The organism is Pseudonocardia sp. TMWB2A (genome assembly GCF_017312135.1).
This window is the reverse complement of the sequence record NZ_QKQY01000001.1, coordinates 2,747,217-2,763,470: the sequence shown is the minus strand read 5'-3', so window position 1 is coordinate 2,763,470 and position 16,254 is coordinate 2,747,217. Positions and strand designations below refer to the sequence as shown.

The window sequence follows — 16,254 nt, the reverse complement described above, 5'->3', positions numbered from 1 at the left end:
TCTCCCTTGAGGGGAGAAGGATATGGAGCCTTAGCGAACTTTAGTGAGCTTAGGCGCAGTTGGATGAGGGTGATGCGAGCCGAAGGCTCGCGCGGTCGCAAGCGACCGCTTACCCCTCACCCAGCGCGGACATAGGCAGCAAGCTGCCAAGTCCTTGCAACCCTCTCCCACAAGGGGAGAGGGGAAATCTCTTTCAAAATTCCTCCCCGGCAACGGGGAGGGGGGCCGTCCGAAGGATGGTGGAGGGGGTTCGCGGTTTACGCCAGCGCACGTTAGGCGGATAGCCCCCTCCGTCACGTGCTATGCACGCGCCACCTCCCCGCAAGCGGGGAGGATTATGGATAGCCCACCCCCATTTCCCCCCTTCCCACCGCGCTTTTACCGTGCCAGCATGGCGTCCATGCAACAGACTCACCGCCGGGCCGCAGCCCTCTTCGCCGCGCTGGTATCGACCAGCCTATTTGCCACCCCCGCGCTTGCTGCCAAGGCCGAGCGATTTGTGGTTATCATCCAGGACAAAAAGGTCGGGCATCTCAATGCCGACACCGATGATGCGGGCAAGACCAAGATTGATTTCGATATCAAAAATAACGGGCGCGGGCCGACCATCAAGGAAGAGGTGAGCGTCAACGCCAATGGGCTCCCCACCGCATGGAGCGTATCGGGAGCGACCACCTTCGGCAGCAAGGTCGCGGAAAATTTCGCGCTCGCAGGGCAAGCCGCCAGTTGGACGGACGCCGCCGGGCCGCAAACCGCGACGGTCAAGGAGCCTTCGCTTTATGTCGCGCAATCGGCAAGTCCCTGGTCGCTCGGCCTTTATGCCCGCGCGCTTATGAAGGATAGTGACCAGTCGATCCCCGCGCTCCCTGGCGGCACGTTGAAACTCACCAAGGGCGAGACACTCAATGTTGCTGGCACTGGCGGGCCGCTTGCGGTTACCGCTTATGACCTCACCGGCATCGACATGGACCCGCAGACCGTGCTGCTGGACGCCAAGGGCGATATGTTCGGCATTGCCTCGCCCGGTTTCCTGCTCGTGCGGGAAGGCTATGAGGGCGAAGATAAGCGCCTGCGCGGCCTTGCCGAAAAATGGGAGGCGGAACGCTTTGGCCGCCTGCAGCAACAGTTCGCGCACCGTTATGCCAAGCCCGTGGTGATTGACAATGTGCGGTTGTTCGATCCTGCCAAACAGGCGCTTTCGGGCCCGGTGTCGGTGCTGGTTCAAGACAATAAGATTGCCGCCATCCGCGCGGTGGGCGCCAAGACCGCCGGGGCCGTCACGATTGACGGCGAAGGCGGCACGCTCGTCCCCGGCCTTTATGAAATGCACGGCCATATCGGGCAGAATGACGCGATGCTCAATGTGCTCGCAGGGATCACCAGCGTGCGCGACAAGGGCAACCGCAATGATGTGCTGGACACGCTCATCACCCGCATCGACAAGGGCGAGATTGCCGGCCCGCGCATCACCCGCGAAGGCTTTATCGAAGGCAAAAGCCCTTATAGTTCAAACAATGGCATCCTCGCCGACAGCGAGGACGCGGCGGTGAAAGCGGTCGATTGGTATGCCGACCAGAAGAACGCACCGGGCGGCGGCTATTGGGGCATCAAAATCTATAATAGTATCAACCCCGAATGGGTGCCCGCGATGATTAAGCGCGCACATGAACGCGGGCTCAAAGTAACCGGCCATGTCCCCGCCTTCGCGACCACCGACCAGATGCTCGAAGCGGGCTATGACGAAATGACGCATATCAACCAGTTCATGCTAAGCTGGGTGCTGAAACCGGGTGAGGATACGCGGCAATTGCTGCGCCTCACGGCGCTTAAACGCTTTGAAGATTTCGACCTGAACGACCCCAAGGTCGCCAAGACCATCGACATCATGGTCAAGGGCAAGAAGGCGATCGATCCGACGCTGGAAATCCATGAAATGCTGACCAGCAACCGCGATGGCCATGTGCCGCCGGGTGCGACCGATTATATCGAGCATCTCCCCGTCGGCACGCGCCGCGGTATGTTGAAAGCGATGGTCGATGTGGCAGGCCCTGCCGACGACAAGGCCTATCGCGCGGCCTTCACCAAGATTTTGGGGACAGTGAAGCTGCTCCACGACAAGGGCGTGACCATTTTGCCGGGCACCGATTTGGGCGGCTCCTTCATGTATCACCGCGAGTTGGAACTTTACACGCAGGCCGGATTCACCCCCGCCGAGGTGCTCAAAATGGCGACCCAAGGATCGGCCGATTATCTTGGCCAAGGCACGCAATTAGGGAGTATCGCGCAGGGCAAACTCGCCGATTTCTTCCTTGTCGCGGGCGATCCGACCAAGGATTTGAAAGCGATCAAATCCATCCGCATGGTCGCGAAAAACGGCACTTTTTATTATCCGCCCGACGCCTATCCGGCGTTTGGCGTGCAACCGTTTGCAACCAAGCCGAAGGTGAGCGGGGAGTAAGGGTACTTAATTTTAAGGGAATTCATATATTTGATTTTACTATCATTATATACAGTGCCCCCATATAAATAATATAGTATTGTGGCGCATCTCGGGGGCGGGGTAGATGTTTTCATCACTGAATTATTATGAAATTTTGGGTGTAAATCGCGATTCGGAACATGAGGTAATCGTCGCCGCATATCGCGCAATGATGCTTAAATACCATCCTGACACCAACATAGGCAACAACGACGCGCACGCTAAGGCCACCTTATTGAATGAAGCCTTTGAAACTCTAAAAAATAAAAGAACACGATCAGAGTACGATAAATTTATCGATCAGTCTAAAAGCGACAACCAATCTAAAAGTGAAATGAATACACATGAACACTACAACAGTGAGCAACCTATAAATTACAATGAAAGTATTTACAAGAGCAATCAATCTTGGAAATCAATATTAATTATATTGTTTATTTTATTTATCTTATTCGCCATAGGATGGGGATCCGTGTCTACTCCTGATAAAACACCTGACATTTCGAGTGATTATAGTGCCTCACCCATAAAAAGTAGCATTCCACAAAATAAATCTCCATCTTTTCCTGACGAAGAGCCTGTAATATTTACCAATATCGAAAGAGCCGCAAAAGATTTTGCAGCTATTTTCGATAAAAAAGGCATTCTAGGAGCTCGAACAAAAAGTGAAGAATGCCTTCGTAATCTTCAATCAAATCCGTCGTGGAAACAAGCGGACTACTGTGTAGCGTTTGCGTACGCTGCACAGCATATCGATTCAAAAATAACAAACAGCCTTGGATTTCCAGAAAACAGTTATTTTAAATTTCAAGTATCTAATACGGATGAAATTTATAAAAATGTCAACCCAAATACAGTCTTCATTTTATCTCGAACAGATAAAATAAGTGATATAGCTAAATCCGTTGCCGAGGAAAACACAAAATCTCTTTATGCAGATTTCAACGAAGAAGATTTTGATGAAAATTTACATGAAAAAATAGATATTGAAAAATTAAACAAATCTTTATCATCAAAAAATGAAATAAATACTAAGATAGATGACAGCTCATTCTTCAATGAACCGTCGACCGATCCAAAAGTAATTATGGATAGCAAAAATATTTCTAACGAGAATTTCAAAAATACAGAAGACCAATCCTCCAAAATCTCAAAATAAATCTTGTATCGATGGCGTATCGATGTCGGAGATTTTCAGTTTTTCCCTACCCCCGAAACTGCCCCCAAGGCCCCGTGATCGCCAAAGTCTTGCCGGGGCTGTAGATGTTGACGAACATCGTGCCACCATCGGGGGAGAAGCAGGCACCAGCCAGTTCGGATTGGGCTTTGAGGCGCGCAAAGCCGTAAACCTCCCCGCGCGGGGTGACGCCGCGCAGGCGGTTATCGACGACATCGGTATATTGGTCTTCGCACACTATCAAATGGCCGCCGGGGCCTACCGTCAGATTATCGGCATAATCGAGCATCGCCTTGCCGGTCGATTCGACAAAAATGTCGAGCGTGCCGGGTTCGGATGTTTCGCCCGTCTGCCCTTCAAAGCGGGACAGGCGATAGCGCATAATCTGCCCCAACTTGGCCGCGCCGCCGGAGGTGCAGCAGAAATACACCTCGCCGCGCCCGTCCGCGCCGACGCCATAATGGATGCCCTCGCCGCGCGCGAAGAGGGCCGCACCCTTGGCCGCGCCGCGCTGGCGCAAGTCATCATCGGGGGCGATGGGAGTGTCGAGATCAATCCAGCGTGTCGGCAGCTTGTGCTGCACGGGGATGGTATCTCCTGAAAAATTACGGCTGTCGCGGATGGCGCTATCTTCAAATGCGAGCGCCTGCAATTTACCGCCTTTGGCCAGTTCGCCCTTGGCATTGGGGAGGAAGCGGTAGAGCAATCCGTCGTCGCGATCTTCGGTGAGATAAACAATGCCGGTCGCCGGATCGACCGCGACCGCTTCATGGTTGAAGCGGCCCATATCTTTCAAAGGCACCGCCTCAACCAGCCCTTTCGTGCGCGCAGGCACTTCGAATACCCAGCCATGATCCTGTTTGACGCCTTCACCCGCGCGGGTCAGATCTTCCTCGCAGGTGAGCCAGCTCCCCCACGGCGTAATCCCGCCCGAACAGTTGCGGATCGTGCCGGTGAGGCTCAGCCATTGCTGCTCCATCCGTCCGGTCTTGAGATTATAGAGCATGGTCGTGGTACCGCCCGGAATGGCGCTGCCATCGTCCAGCACATCATAGGCTCCGGCCAATGTGCGCCCGGCGGTGCGCAGCGCGCCATCCTTGACATGGCCGACCTTCAACTCATGGTTGCGCACCAGCAGCACGCGGTCCTGGTCATAGCCGAAACAGCCCATGCCATCGGCGCGGTCCGGCACATGATGCCCGTCGCTCATCGCGTCGCCGAAGGAAGAAATCACCTGATAGCGAAAGCCTTGCGGCAAATCGAACAACCCCGCCGGATCGGGAATGAGCGGGCCATAGCCGTGGATAGTCTGCCCCGCGATGCCGGAGGTGCTGTTACCCGCCACCGTCGCCGCACAACCCGATAGCGCCAGCCCCGCAAAAGCGGTGGAGGTCAGGCCAAGAAATTGGCGGCGGGTCGGCACGGGTTGGGCGAGCATGGGGTGGATCTTTCTTCAAATTCTGTAGGAATTAAGCGGTCCCTTGCACAAGGATAAGGCATTTTTGTTACACTGCATCATCCTTCTCCCTTGATGGGAGAAGGATATGGAGCGTTAGCGAGGAACGAGCTTACGCGCAGTTGGATGAGGGTGCGCTATCAGCCAAACGCAGCGTCAGACGCAGAGGACACCCTCATCCAGCTTCGACTAGGCAGCAAGCTGCCAAGTCTTCGCATCCTTCTCCCATCAAGGGATCGTTGCATAATTCGTCCATCCACTCCGTTGGCGGGTGAGCGCGCGTTATTTGCGCTTATATCGCGAAGCAAATGGGAGGATGATGGAGGGCGGGGATGCCCGTGGGCGCCCTGTTTCAAAGCCGGGCTTACGCCAGTTTCATCGCCCGTTTCATATTATAGGCGAGTGCGACGAGGAAGGCGTGGTTGCTGTTTTTGGTAAGGCCACGGTAGCGCATCCGGGTGAGGTTCATCCATCGTTTGAGCGTTGCGAACACGCCCTCCACTTCAGCGCGGATGGGCGCGATGAGGCGGTTGTGGCGTTGTTGCCAGGCGGTAAGCGCCGGGCCGCCGCCCCAGCTTTTGTGCATGATGCGCGGCTTGATGCCCGCTGCTCTCAAAGCCTGTCGGCGCGCGCGCTTGGCATAAGCCTTGTCACCATAAAGCGCCGCTTCATCACCGCACACAAGCCGGTCGGCCGGGACGGTATCATTGACGTTTGCCGGGGTCAGCACAAGGCGGCGGATCAGCCGGCTGCCTTGGTCTGTGCCGATGTGAAGCTTATAGCCATAATGGAGGCGGCGCTTGTTGATGCCGCTGCCCGTGCCTTTGCGGGTCGTTACCGCAGCGTCGGGATCGACCGGCTGGCGCGTGCCTCCGGGCGAGCCGGGGCGGAAGGGCGCGGCGATCAGCGTCGCATCGACCATCGTGCCCTGCTTCACAATCAGCCCGCGCGCCTCCAACTGGCGCTCGAACGCGGCAAATAAGACGGCACCAAGGCCCGTTTCGGCCAAACGCCCGCGAAAACGGCACAAGGTCGTATGATCGGGCGAAGCGGCCTCTAGCGACAGGCCCAGAAAACGGCGGAACGACACACGGTCATTAATCGCCTCCTCGGCCTCGGCATCCGACAGGCCATACCATTGTTGCAACAGCACAGCCTTCAACATCATCAGCGCAGGAAAGGCCGGACGCCCCGGACCATCATGGCGCAGCTTCGCCAAAAGCCGCTCCAACGCCTGCCAATCCACCGCCTCCGACAGCCGCTCCAACCCCGCATTGCGCCCCAGCTTGGGCGACGCCCAACCATCCGCAAACCCCAACTGATCACCCATCAATCCACTCCCTTGCCAACAGGACGAGTGAATCAAACTTCGGGGAATTATGCAACGATCCCATCAAGGGAGAAGGATCGCGTCGCGCCCCTGTCCTCACCGCTTCACCTCACGCCCCACCGGATAGAGTAAATAGCGGTCGTCATAATATGGCGAGCGTTCGTAGAACCATTGGAGGCGCGCATTGGCGTCCTTGGCGAAGGCGGCATCTTCGGCCAGCCTCTTCTCATAAGCGGCTTTAAGCGCGGGATCGGCCGCAAGCATTTTCTGTGCCATCGGTTCAATCGCATAGCTTTCCATATATTCGGTGCGGCTCTGGATTTCGGGGAAAAAGCCCCACGCCAGGAAACTGTCCGGGCTTTCCGCTTCGAGCAAGGCCGCAGCAATCCGCCACAGGGGCTGGTCGGCGGGTATCCGCACCGACCCTTCGGGCATCGTCACGCGGCGCTGTGCGTGCGTATAGTCGGCGGTGAGCGGGATATGGCCTTCGCTGGGGCGGCCATTTTTGACATTGGCCAAGCGCACCATGTCGAGGTCCAGCGTCTGCGGGGTCGCGATCACGCCCATTTCAATGCCATGCAGCTGGAGCCGCTTGATGAGGTCAGGCTTGGTTGCAGGCACCCACCATGCCAGCGGCAGCGCGGTTTTGACCGCAGGCACTTCGCCCCAGACCGGCATTTGCACCGTCACCGGCTTGCCGAGCCAGCGTATCTCGTCGCGCCCCGTCACCGGCGAGCGGAATTTTTCATGCGCAACGCTCAGGAAAGGCACGGTCTTGACCGGCTTGCTCTCGTCCGCCTTCCACGACAGGATAATTTCGGCAGGGCGTGCAGCGCGGTCGGCTCGCTTGGCCGTTTCGATGCGCGCGGCGTCCGTTGCCACCGATTTCAGCGCCTGTTCGATGAAAATATAGGTGCCCAGCACGCGCTGGCGATAGGGTTTCAAACTGTGAGTTTCGAGCAGAACCGTTGGCACCACGCGGCGGTCGCCATAGCCGGTTGAAAAGCGCGCGGTATCCGCACCGTGCAAAATGCCTTTATCGGGGTCGCGATTGTCGATCGAATTCACATAGGTGAACGGCTTATGCCCCGCTTTTTTAAGCGCCGCATCCATCGCGGGACGGAAACCGCTGTTGAGCCAAGCGCCCACCGCCTCGCTTTGCGCATATTTGCCGTCCCAGCCCGAAAAGGCATAGGTGATGTCATATTGATAGTCGGTGCCATCGGTCACATGAAGGTCGAGATAGAGCGCCGGATCGAGCTTATTGATAAGCGCGATCATCGCCGTCATTTCGGGCGTGTCCATCTTGCCATAATCGCGGTTTAAATTGAGATTTTGCGCGGTGGCGCGCCAGCCCATATTTTCGGGGCCGCGCTGGTTGGGGCGGTTGAAGCGCGAGCGGCGCTCATGGCCATCGACGTTGAAAATCGGCACAAAGACGAGGTCGACCTTGTCGAGCAATGTGTCTTTACCGCGAAACGCAATGTCGCGCAGCAACATCATCCCCGCATCCTTGCCGTCAATTTCGCCCGCATGGATGCCCGCTTGCACCAGCAGCACCGGCTTGCGCGCGCCGCCTTTCGACGCTTTGACATAATAAAGCGCGCGGCCTTCGGCGGAGGTGCCGAACGGGGTGATCGAGACGAGATCGGACGCGGCATCAAGCTTATCGAGCCATGCGCGGGTTGCGGCATAATCGGGCGTATCGACAAAGCCGGTCTGTTCGATGGGGGTAATCCACGGGTCGGACGGCTTGGCGATCAGCGTCTCGCTCGCACCTGTCCACGGGAGAATAGGCGGGAGCGGGGCGGCAATCGGCGCGGTTTGCGCGGTAAGGGGCGAGGCCATCAAGGCGGCGAGGCTGAGCGCAAGAGCTGTGCGGGGCTGGTTCATGCGACAGGATTAGGCTGGCCTTATCGGGATGGCAATCATGCTTGGTTATTTCCTTGCCCTCTCTCCTCCTTCCTACAAAAGCGTTCCCCCGCGCAGGCGGGGGCCCAGTGTTGTTACTCCAACCGTTGCTTGTGCCGCACTGGGTCCCCGCCTTCGCGGGGACACGGTAAGGGGGACACGGTAAGGGGGGCACGGTAAAGGCGCTCCGGAAGCAAAACCGGTCGGCCAAACCCGTCTGTTTGATGAACAAATCCCTCAGCTTCCGGTCAGAACGACTCGGTTATCCCCTCACGCATGACATAGACAAAATGACCCAGAGAGGATTTTTCCGATGTTGCACATGATCCGTTCCGAACTCACCCGCCAGATCAGTCTGGGCTTTTTGATCGGGGCCTTGGCGCTCTATGCAGCGACGCCGGGGCAAGGGCGCGCGCAATTCCATGACCGCGTCGCGCATCTATGGATTGAAGACTGACCGGCCCGTGCCGGTTTCATACACCCTAATAATTGCCCGAACGCATCGAATCGAGTCGCCTGTGCGCCGTCCACGCGCCGTTCATCTTTGCGGCAATTTTTGACCAAATAAGCGCAACAATTTTACAATTTCTGCGTCTCTTTTCGACTATTTACGGGCTTCACCCACGCTTTTGCACGGTTTACCGCCAAGCTGTCCAGGTCGTTCATGTTGGGGACAGGATTGGAAATGTAAACCCAAACTCGAAGACGCACATGGGCCAATCTTCGGGATTTCCCCCCTGTTGCCCCAAGGCTTGGTTCGCGGCTTCAATCCTAGCGTGACGAACGCTCAAAAAAGGCCCTCGCTCCACTTGCCCCCGGAGCGGGGGTTTTTTGGTTTCGGGGGGAGCGCGCGAAAAGTTCCGCCCCGCTTCGCTTCACCCCATGCTTGCCAGCACCCCGCCCCGCCGATACAGGCTTGGCGCTATGTCCGCCAACACCATCAAAATTGCCTCCTGGAACATTAACAGCGTGCGCGCGCGCATCGACATTGTCGAACGCTTCCTGCGCGAAGAAGCGCCGGATGTGCTGTGCCTTCAGGAAACCAAGGTGATGAACGACCTGTTTCCGGCAGGGCCGTTCCGCCAGCTTGGCTATAACCACCACATCCTGCACGGGCAAAAGATGCACCACGGCGTTGCGATTATCAGCCGCATCCCCATCCGCGAAGATGACCGGCTCGACTGGCAGGCGAATAATGAAGCGCGCCATGTCGGGGTTGCGCTCGACAATGGCATCCGCATCGAAAATGTCTATGTGCCTGCGGGCGGCGATATTCCCGACCGCACTCTTAATCCCAAATTCGGGCAGAAACTCGACTTTCTGGGACGCATGATCGACTGGTCGGGCGGCATCAAGGAGCGCACCATCCTCACCGGCGATTTCAACATCGCGCCGCTCGAAAGCGATGTGTGGAGCCATAAGCAATTGCTCGGCGTGGTGAGCCACACGCCCATCGAGGTCGAAACCTTGGGCCGCTTGCAGGCGGCGGGCAATTGGGTCGATCTTGGCCGCCATTTCGTGCCCGCGCCCGAACGGCTTTATACATGGTGGAGTTATCGCGCGAAGGATTGGGCCGCGTCCGACCGCGGCCGCCGCCTTGACCATATGTGGGTGACGCCCGACCTTAAGGACAAGGCGGTCAGCCATAAAGTGTGCGAACCGTGCCGCAGTTGGCTCAAACCCTCCGACCATGTGCCGTTGATAACGGAATTCAAATTTTGAGCGGATTTGCGCCCGATGATGCGCGCAGCGCCGCACAAGCAATCGACGCGCTGCGGCGAGGCTGGCCGGTGACACTGACCGATGGTGATAGGGCATTGTCCTTGCTCGCGGTCGAAACCACCAACGCCCCGGCACTAGCCGAATTTGACAGCGAAGCCTTGTCCAAATTGCTGATTTCGGGCGAGCGGGCGGCGACCTTGAAACTCACCAACCAGTTGGCCGCCGCCCATCCGGGACCGGTCGCGATTGACCGCTATGCGGGCGACGATCTGGCCGCCGCCCAAGCGATAGCCGACCCCGCGCTCGATTTGGCGCAGCCGTTCAAAGGGCCGTTTACCGCCGCCAAGGTAGCGGAAGAACGGCTCGCGCGGGCGGGGCTTGCGCTATTGCTGCATGGCGGCATGTTGCCCGCCGCTTTTGCGCGCGATACGGGTAGCCCCTCCCCCGTCACAGCCTCGGTCGCGGCGGTCGATGCCTATGGCGATGCGAACGCGCTCCATATTGCCGCGCGCGCTTCGCTGCCCGTCGAAGCGTCGGAACAGGGCGAGCTCACCGCCTTCCGCTCGACCGCCGATCCGCGCGAACATGTCGCGCTGACGCTCGGCCAACGTGATGGCAGCGTGCCGGTCATCCGGCTCCATTCGGAATGCCTGACCGGCGATGTGCTGGGTAGCCTTAAATGCGATTGCGGCCCGCAACTCCACCACGCGCTCCACAAAATTGCCGATGCACCTTGGGGTATCCTCCTTTATTTGCGGCAGGAAGGGCGCGGCATCGGCCTCGTCAACAAGCTGCGCGCCTATCAGTTGCAGGACCAGGGGTTCGACACGGTGGACGCCAATTTGCGGCTGGGCTTTCCGGTCGAAGCGCGCGATTTTGCGATAGCGGCGCAGATGTTGAAGCTCATGAACGTGCCCGCAGTGCGGCTCATGACCAATAATCCGGAAAAAGTCGCGCGGCTGGAAGCCGAAGGCATCAAAGTCGTCGAACGCATCCCCCACGCGCTCCCGACCAACGTGCATAATCAACGCTATCTCGCGACTAAGCGCGATAAGACCGGCCATAAATTGTGAAGGTTCAAGAGTTTCCGGACCACGCAAAGCCGCCCGCGAAGAGGGAGAGAGGGCTATATGTATAGGCCGGACGCACTTCCGCAACATCCGCCCTTCATTTAATCGCCCCGCTCCTGAACAATTTCGGCAACATCGTCAGCGCGCCCATAATCGGCCATTTGCGTTGCCAAGGCTTGATGGCAATCTCGGTCCCGGCATGGCGGTTGATCTTCCACGCCAGATAATCAATTCCGCCCGCGTAGGTGCCGGTCGCTTTGGCAAGGCGGGCGAGGGTTAGCCATTTGCCGCGACGGCGGAATGACGCCCAGCGTGCTTCGGCGTCTGTGCGGGATAGGGCGGACAAGGTGCTGCCATCCGCCGTCAGCGCCGCGCTTAACCGGCGGTAATAAGCCGGGTCGAAATCGACAATCGAGGCCGAGCGGCCTTTGCGTTCGGCGCGTAATTCCGCGCTATAGGTCAAATCAAATCCGCGCCGCCACAGCGCGAGCGGGTCATCGCCCTCGCCTTCCGCCATCATCGGTCGGGTGACGGTCGCGAGCGTTAGCGGCGCATGGGTGACGGCATCGACGATGCGCGCGCGCGCCGCTTCATCGGCGACCCACACCAACCGCGTCGGCTGCGCAAAGCGCGCCCATACCGATACGTCACTTGCCTGCATCGAACAGAGCCGCGCAAAATCCGCTTCGTCCAGCACCGCATATTTGGCGACCAGTTCGCCATATTGGTCCTGATGGGTGAAGGGAAACACATTGGGCGGGATCAGCCGGTTCGCGCGCGCCATCCAGCTTTTGCCATAGGCCGCTTCATAGCTCGACACGATGAGGTAAAAATCGAGCATCAGCCCGTCAAGCTGGCTTTCGCGCAGGCATGAGCCGTAAAATAACACTCCGCGCGCCGCATCCGGATATTTGCCCGCAAGCGCCTCCGCCATGCCGGTCACGCGCGGGTCCACGGGCAAGGCAAGTTCGGCTGCCATCACGGCGGCGAGATGGTCGGTCACGGGCCTGCCTGTCCTTGAAAGGCTCAGGCCGCGAGGCTGAGGAACGGCACCGGCGGCGTCGATTTGAGGATGATCGGGCGATCATGGCTCGCTTCGAACACTTCGCCGTCCAGCACGACATTGCTGCGCGCGCCTTCGATGCGGATAATATCGCCGCTCTGGAAATGGACGCCGTTCATTTGCCGCCGCCCGAATTTGCCGAGCGCGCCTGCAATCCCGACCTTGACGAGCGCGCCCAGATCCTGATCGACAGCGACCAGCTTCATCCGGCCCAGCGCATCCTGCGCCCCCCCGCTATCGCTGGGTTTGAAGTTGAACAGCATTTTTTCGAGCGTCGTCACGATGAGGAGCGAAAAACGCCCCTGAATCTGCCCGTCGCGGGTGAGCGAGACGCTGACCGGTTCGGGCTTGGCCGGAAGCAGCCGCCCGCCAATGCGGAACAGGATGGAGACGATCGCCGCCATCGCCGCAATCATGTGGCTGACGCTATTGGGCAGGCCCAACGGATAGATTTTCTCGCGGCAATAGAGGATGGCTTCGGCCAGCCCCGCGCCGCCCAGAAACATGCCCAGCACCGGACGGTTATCGCCCTCGCCGCTCGACAAAGCGATAAGTTCGCGCTGGATGACATGCGCGTCCAAATCGGTTTTGGCGATCTGGATGATGCGTTCAAGCGCCTCCAAAGGATCGCCTTCGGAGCCTAAATCGAGCGCGATCAAATTGGTCTTGCCGTTGGGCAATACCGCAACCGGCGGCGGGTTTCCGCCAAAATGGCCGCCCGAATAAAGCTCGGTCAGCGCCGATTGCACCGTGCCGTCGCCGCCATTGATGACGATGACGCGCGGTTTAACGAGCGCGATGGTCCGGAACGCCTGACCAATCTGGTTGGCTTCTTCCACTTCATAATGGAAAATGTCCGGATTGGACGCGCAAAACTCCCTGACGCGCGGAAGGATCGCGCGATTCCCCGTCGAGCGGGGGTTAGAGAGAAGCGCGACCATGACCATCGCCCGTTATGTATCCTTCCTGTTGGCCCGTAAGCGCGGCTTAGCGGGCATATTTCAGTGCGACGTTGATCGAAGCGGTGCTGCGCCCGACATTGAAGGCGGTGCGCGACAAAGGCGGTTTGCGCTTCAACGCCATATCAAGGACGCTGACATTCGGATTGCCCGAAAAGCCGCCGCCGTCCGACATGTCGGTCTTGCCATTGCCGTTGCGGTCATGGCGGATCGAGATGGCATAGCTGCCGGGGCGCGACACGGGGACGCACACCGCAACCGCACCGCTTGACGGCACAGCGACATCGACGCGATGCAGATATTTGCCTTTTTCAAGATAGGTGGCGGCGTTGTTGGCATAAAGATTGACGCGCAAACGTCCGGTGCGGCTTTTGAGGCCGGTGACATTCACCAGCACCGCGGAACCATCCGCTTCGCACACCGATGCCGAAGGGCCGAGCGCCGCTTCTGCCGATGCCGTATAGGTCGGCAATGTGAGCGCCACGGCGGCGGCTGCAACAAAACCGGTAAATTTCAACATGACCAATATACTCCTGCAGGTTATAGCCATCCGCCCTTTGTATCGTTAAAGCATCCGGTCAAAGATGCTGCGCATAACCAAAGCGGGCATGGCTTTGCCCTGTTTGCCTTGTCCTTGTATCGGAATCATTTGCGGCCAAATCATGGTCATGGAACGACAGAAACTTGAAACTGCTAACCGCCACTGACCGTTATATCGCAAAGCTGATCCTGATGCCGTTGGTGGGGACGCTGGTGGTGGCGATCATGTTGTTCGTTCTCGACAAGATGCTGCGCCTGTTCGATTTCGTCGTGAATGAAGGCGGTCCGGTGAGCGTCGTCTGGCGGATGCTCGCTAATATGCTGCCCGAATATATGACATTGGGCATCCCGATTGCGCTGATGATGGGTATCCTGCTCGCCTTCAGAAAGCTCGCCACATCGTCGGAACTGGACGTTTTCCAGGCTGTCGGCCAAGGCTATCCGCGCCTTCTCAAAGTCCCTTATATGTATGCGATTGCGCTCGCGCTCGTGAACCTCGCGCTGGTCGGCTATATCCAGCCTTATGCGCGCTATGCCTATGAAGGCATCCGCTTCGAGCTGCGTCAGGGCGCGCTCGGCGCGTCGATCAAAGTGGGTGAATTCACCAATTTTGGCAAGAATATGACGATGCGCATCGAAGAGAGCCGCGATGGCGGGCGCGAATTGCGCGGCATCTTCATCCGCGCGCAAAATAGCAAGGAAGAATCGGTCGCAGCGACCGCGAGCGCCGGTAAATTCATGGCGACCGATGATCCCGATACGATCATCCTGCGGCTTACCGATGGCGTCCTCATCCATGATTCGCCCAAATTCGAAAAACCGCGCGTTTTGTCGTTCAAAGGCTATGACGTGCCGATCCCGCTCCCGAAAATCGAAGCCTTCCGGCAACGGGGCGCTGCGGACGCGGACAAGGAGCGCACGCTCCCCGAACTTATCAAGGTCGGCCGCGATGACACGGTTTCGACCGCAACCCGATTGGAAAGCCGCGCGCAATTCCATTATCGCGTGGTCGAAATTGTGAGTATGTTCCTCATTCCGCTGCTCGCGGTATCGCTCGCGGTCCCGCCCAAGCGCTCGACATCGGCGCTCGGCGTTTTCCTGTCGATTGTGCTGCTGGTGACGCAGCATAAGATTAACGAATATGGCCTGAGTTTGGGCGCGCAGGGCAAGGTGCCTGCCATCCTTGCGCTATGGGTGCCGTTCACCCTGTTTGCCGCTTTATGCTGGTGGATGTTCCGCACGCTTGCCTTTGTGCCGGGCGGCCAGCCGATCGGCGCGCTCGAAGTCGTCTTTGCCAAAATGGGCAAGGCGATCAAAGGCTGGATGCGCGGCCATCGCAAATGGGTGCCCGCCGCGGTGCAACCGCTTGACGAGGAAGAAACCGCCTGATGCGCGTGCCCTTATTCCCTTCGCCCACTATGGCCTGGTATGTCGGCAAGGCGTTCATGATCCGCACCTTCGCGATTATGGCGCTGTTGGTCGTCGTGCTGCTCGCGCTCGACCTGCTCGGCGAATCGGGCAAGATTTTCGCTGTGCCGGGTAATGGCACGCCCGAACTGATGAAATATATGGGGCTGCGTGTGCCGCAGCTTGTGTCGCGTTTCCTGCCCTTTTCGGTGCTGCTCGGCACGTTGGTGACGTTCATCACCTTGAATCAGAATAGCGAAGTGGTGTCGATGAAAGCGGCGGGGATGTCCGCGCACCAGATTCTGGCCCCGCTCATCCTGTGCGGCGCGATTGTCGCGCTCATTTCCTTCGCCTTTAACGAGCGGGTGGTGGCGCGCGCCAATGCCGCGCTCGATGTGTGGCAAAAGGTCGATTATGGCACAATCCCGCCCGACCCCGGCTATAAAACCAATGTGTGGATCCGCCATGACAGCAATCTGGTTCATGCGGGCGTGGTGCGCGGGGTTGCACCCAATATCACCTTGAGCGACATCACCATCTACAACCGCACCGAAGGCGCATTGAACAGCCTGATTACCGCGCAAACCGCGCGCTCGTTGCCCGATGGCTGGCGCATTGTCGATGCGACCCGCTTTGACACCAGAACCGGCGTCAGCACCAAGCTTGGCACGATTGAGGCGGCCAAAGGGGTCAGCCCCGAACAATTTACGCTCGCCAATATTGACGGCGATAATCTGTCCTTCTTCCCGCTCAAACATGCGATCAACCAGTTGAAGGTCGCAGGCCGCCCGACCGCCGCGCTGGAAGGCACATTATGGCATAAATTGTCCGGGCCGTTATCCGCAGTGCTGATGCCCTTGCTCGGCGCGGTCGCAGCCTTCGGCCTTGCGCGGTCAGGCAAGCTGTTCGTGCGCGCGATTATCGGCATGGCGCTAGGCTTTGCCTATTTTGTCGCGGATAATTTCGCGATTGCGATGGGCAATCTGGGCGCCTACCCGCCTTGGCTCGCCGCGTGGGGGCCGTTCTTGCTTTTCGCGATTATCGGCGAATTGGTATTGTTAAGGACCGAAGAATAAGGGCCAGCCCCCTTCCCTATCCTATAAAAAACCGCCCCCGGATCGCCGTGATCCGGGGGCGGTT

General features: G+C 58.4%; 13 protein-coding genes. 7 read left to right on the top strand and 6 right to left on the bottom strand.

What is annotated here, in order from left to right; all coding sequences use genetic code 11:
* Positions 1 to 337 precede the first annotated feature (337 nt).
* On the top strand, positions 338 to 2,458 hold the full coding sequence (locus DMP17_RS12885) for an amidohydrolase family protein (RefSeq protein ID WP_337829477.1): 2,121 nt from the start codon (positions 338 to 340) through the stop codon (positions 2,456 to 2,458).
* Positions 2,459 to 2,564: 106 nt separating this feature from the next.
* Entirely contained in the window at positions 2,565 to 3,638 is a 1,074-nt protein-coding gene (locus tag DMP17_RS12880; RefSeq protein ID WP_337829476.1) for a J domain-containing protein, read from the top strand.
* Between the two features lie 46 nt (positions 3,639 to 3,684).
* Here the strand turns inward: DMP17_RS12880 and DMP17_RS12875 are convergent, their stop codons facing one another.
* The 3 genes from DMP17_RS12875 to DMP17_RS12865 all read right to left on the bottom strand — a co-directional run bounded on the left by DMP17_RS12875 (position 3,685) and on the right by DMP17_RS12865 (position 8,335).
* A complete protein-coding gene (locus DMP17_RS12875) occupies positions 3,685 to 5,094 on the bottom strand; it encodes an alkaline phosphatase PhoX (RefSeq protein ID WP_337829475.1) in 1,410 nt (469 codons plus the stop codon).
* 382 nt (positions 5,095 to 5,476) lie between these two features.
* Positions 5,477 to 6,442, bottom strand: a complete 966-nt coding sequence (locus DMP17_RS12870) for an IS5 family transposase (protein WP_337827811.1) — start codon at positions 6,440 to 6,442, stop codon at positions 5,477 to 5,479.
* 96 nt (positions 6,443 to 6,538) lie between these two features.
* Positions 6,539 to 8,335: a M14 family metallopeptidase gene (locus DMP17_RS12865; RefSeq protein ID WP_337829474.1), complete on the bottom strand. Its 1,797-nt coding sequence runs from the start codon at positions 8,333 to 8,335 to the stop codon at positions 6,539 to 6,541.
* Between the two features lie 331 nt (positions 8,336 to 8,666).
* On the opposite strand from DMP17_RS12865, the gene DMP17_RS12860 reads away from it, so the two are divergent.
* The 3 genes from DMP17_RS12860 to ribA all read left to right on the top strand — a co-directional run bounded on the left by DMP17_RS12860 (position 8,667) and on the right by ribA (position 11,148).
* On the top strand, positions 8,667 to 8,810 hold the full coding sequence (locus DMP17_RS12860; RefSeq protein WP_337829473.1) for a hypothetical protein: 144 nt from the start codon (positions 8,667 to 8,669) through the stop codon (positions 8,808 to 8,810).
* A 425-nt stretch (positions 8,811 to 9,235) separates the two neighbouring features.
* Positions 9,236 to 10,075 carry an exodeoxyribonuclease III gene (locus tag DMP17_RS12855; RefSeq protein ID WP_337829472.1) on the top strand — a complete coding sequence of 280 codons (840 nt, stop codon included), beginning with the start codon at positions 9,236 to 9,238 and terminating at the stop codon, positions 10,073 to 10,075.
* Positions 10,072 to 11,148 carry a GTP cyclohydrolase II gene (gene ribA / locus DMP17_RS12850; protein WP_337829471.1) on the top strand — a complete coding sequence of 359 codons (1,077 nt, stop codon included), beginning with the start codon at positions 10,072 to 10,074 and terminating at the stop codon, positions 11,146 to 11,148. The genes DMP17_RS12855 and ribA overlap by 4 nt, the downstream gene beginning before the upstream one ends.
* A 94-nt stretch (positions 11,149 to 11,242) precedes the next feature.
* On the opposite strand, the gene DMP17_RS12845 is transcribed toward ribA, so the two are convergent.
* Genes DMP17_RS12845 through DMP17_RS12835 form a run of 3 tightly spaced genes read right to left on the bottom strand, consistent with a single transcriptional unit; the run spans position 11,243 to position 13,687 of the window.
* Positions 11,243 to 12,148 (bottom strand): hypothetical protein, encoded by a 906-nt coding sequence (locus DMP17_RS12845; protein ID WP_337829470.1) that lies wholly within the window; start codon positions 12,146 to 12,148, stop codon positions 11,243 to 11,245.
* Between the two features lie 23 nt (positions 12,149 to 12,171).
* On the bottom strand, positions 12,172 to 13,155 hold the full coding sequence (locus DMP17_RS12840) for a diacylglycerol/lipid kinase family protein (RefSeq protein WP_337829469.1): 984 nt from the start codon (positions 13,153 to 13,155) through the stop codon (positions 12,172 to 12,174).
* A gap of 40 nt (positions 13,156 to 13,195) precedes the next feature.
* Positions 13,196 to 13,687 carry a DUF2141 domain-containing protein gene (locus tag DMP17_RS12835; protein WP_337829468.1) on the bottom strand — a complete coding sequence of 164 codons (492 nt, stop codon included), beginning with the start codon at positions 13,685 to 13,687 and terminating at the stop codon, positions 13,196 to 13,198.
* 164 nt (positions 13,688 to 13,851) lie between these two features.
* Between DMP17_RS12835 and lptF the strand changes: the two genes are divergently transcribed.
* Together lptF and lptG are read left to right on the top strand one after the other, a co-directional pair.
* Positions 13,852 to 15,096 carry an LPS export ABC transporter permease LptF gene (lptF, locus tag DMP17_RS12830; RefSeq protein ID WP_337829467.1) on the top strand — a complete coding sequence of 415 codons (1,245 nt, stop codon included), beginning with the start codon at positions 13,852 to 13,854 and terminating at the stop codon, positions 15,094 to 15,096.
* Positions 15,096 to 16,190, top strand: coding sequence for an LPS export ABC transporter permease LptG (lptG, locus tag DMP17_RS12825; protein WP_337829466.1), 1,095 nt, complete (start codon positions 15,096 to 15,098; stop codon positions 16,188 to 16,190). Before lptF ends, lptG begins: the two co-directional genes overlap by 1 nt.
* The last annotated feature ends 64 nt before the right edge of the window (positions 16,191 to 16,254 follow it).

What these genes read in the sequence shown, in the direction of transcription:
- DMP17_RS12885 (WP_337829477.1), top strand. Translation starts at nt 338, where the DNA reads ATGGATAGCCCACCCCCATTTCCCCCCTTCCCACCGCGCTTTTACCGT.
- DMP17_RS12880 (WP_337829476.1), top strand. Translation starts at nt 2,565, where the DNA reads ATGTTTTCATCACTGAATTATTATGAAATTTTGGGTGTAAATCGCGAT.
- DMP17_RS12875 (WP_337829475.1), bottom strand. Translation starts at nt 5,094, where the DNA reads ATGCTCGCCCAACCCGTGCCGACCCGCCGCCAATTTCTTGGCCTGACC.
- DMP17_RS12870 (WP_337827811.1), bottom strand. Translation starts at nt 6,442, where the DNA reads ATGGGTGATCAGTTGGGGTTTGCGGATGGTTGGGCGTCGCCCAAGCTG.
- DMP17_RS12865 (WP_337829474.1), bottom strand. Translation starts at nt 8,335, where the DNA reads ATGAACCAGCCCCGCACAGCTCTTGCGCTCAGCCTCGCCGCCTTGATG.
- DMP17_RS12860 (WP_337829473.1), top strand. Translation starts at nt 8,667, where the DNA reads ATGTTGCACATGATCCGTTCCGAACTCACCCGCCAGATCAGTCTGGGC.
- DMP17_RS12855 (WP_337829472.1), top strand. Translation starts at nt 9,236, where the DNA reads ATGCTTGCCAGCACCCCGCCCCGCCGATACAGGCTTGGCGCTATGTCC.
- DMP17_RS12840 (WP_337829469.1), bottom strand. Translation starts at nt 13,155, where the DNA reads ATGGTCATGGTCGCGCTTCTCTCTAACCCCCGCTCGACGGGGAATCGC.
- DMP17_RS12835 (WP_337829468.1), bottom strand. Translation starts at nt 13,687, where the DNA reads ATGTTGAAATTTACCGGTTTTGTTGCAGCCGCCGCCGTGGCGCTCACA.
- lptG (WP_337829466.1), top strand. Translation starts at nt 15,096, where the DNA reads ATGCGCGTGCCCTTATTCCCTTCGCCCACTATGGCCTGGTATGTCGGC.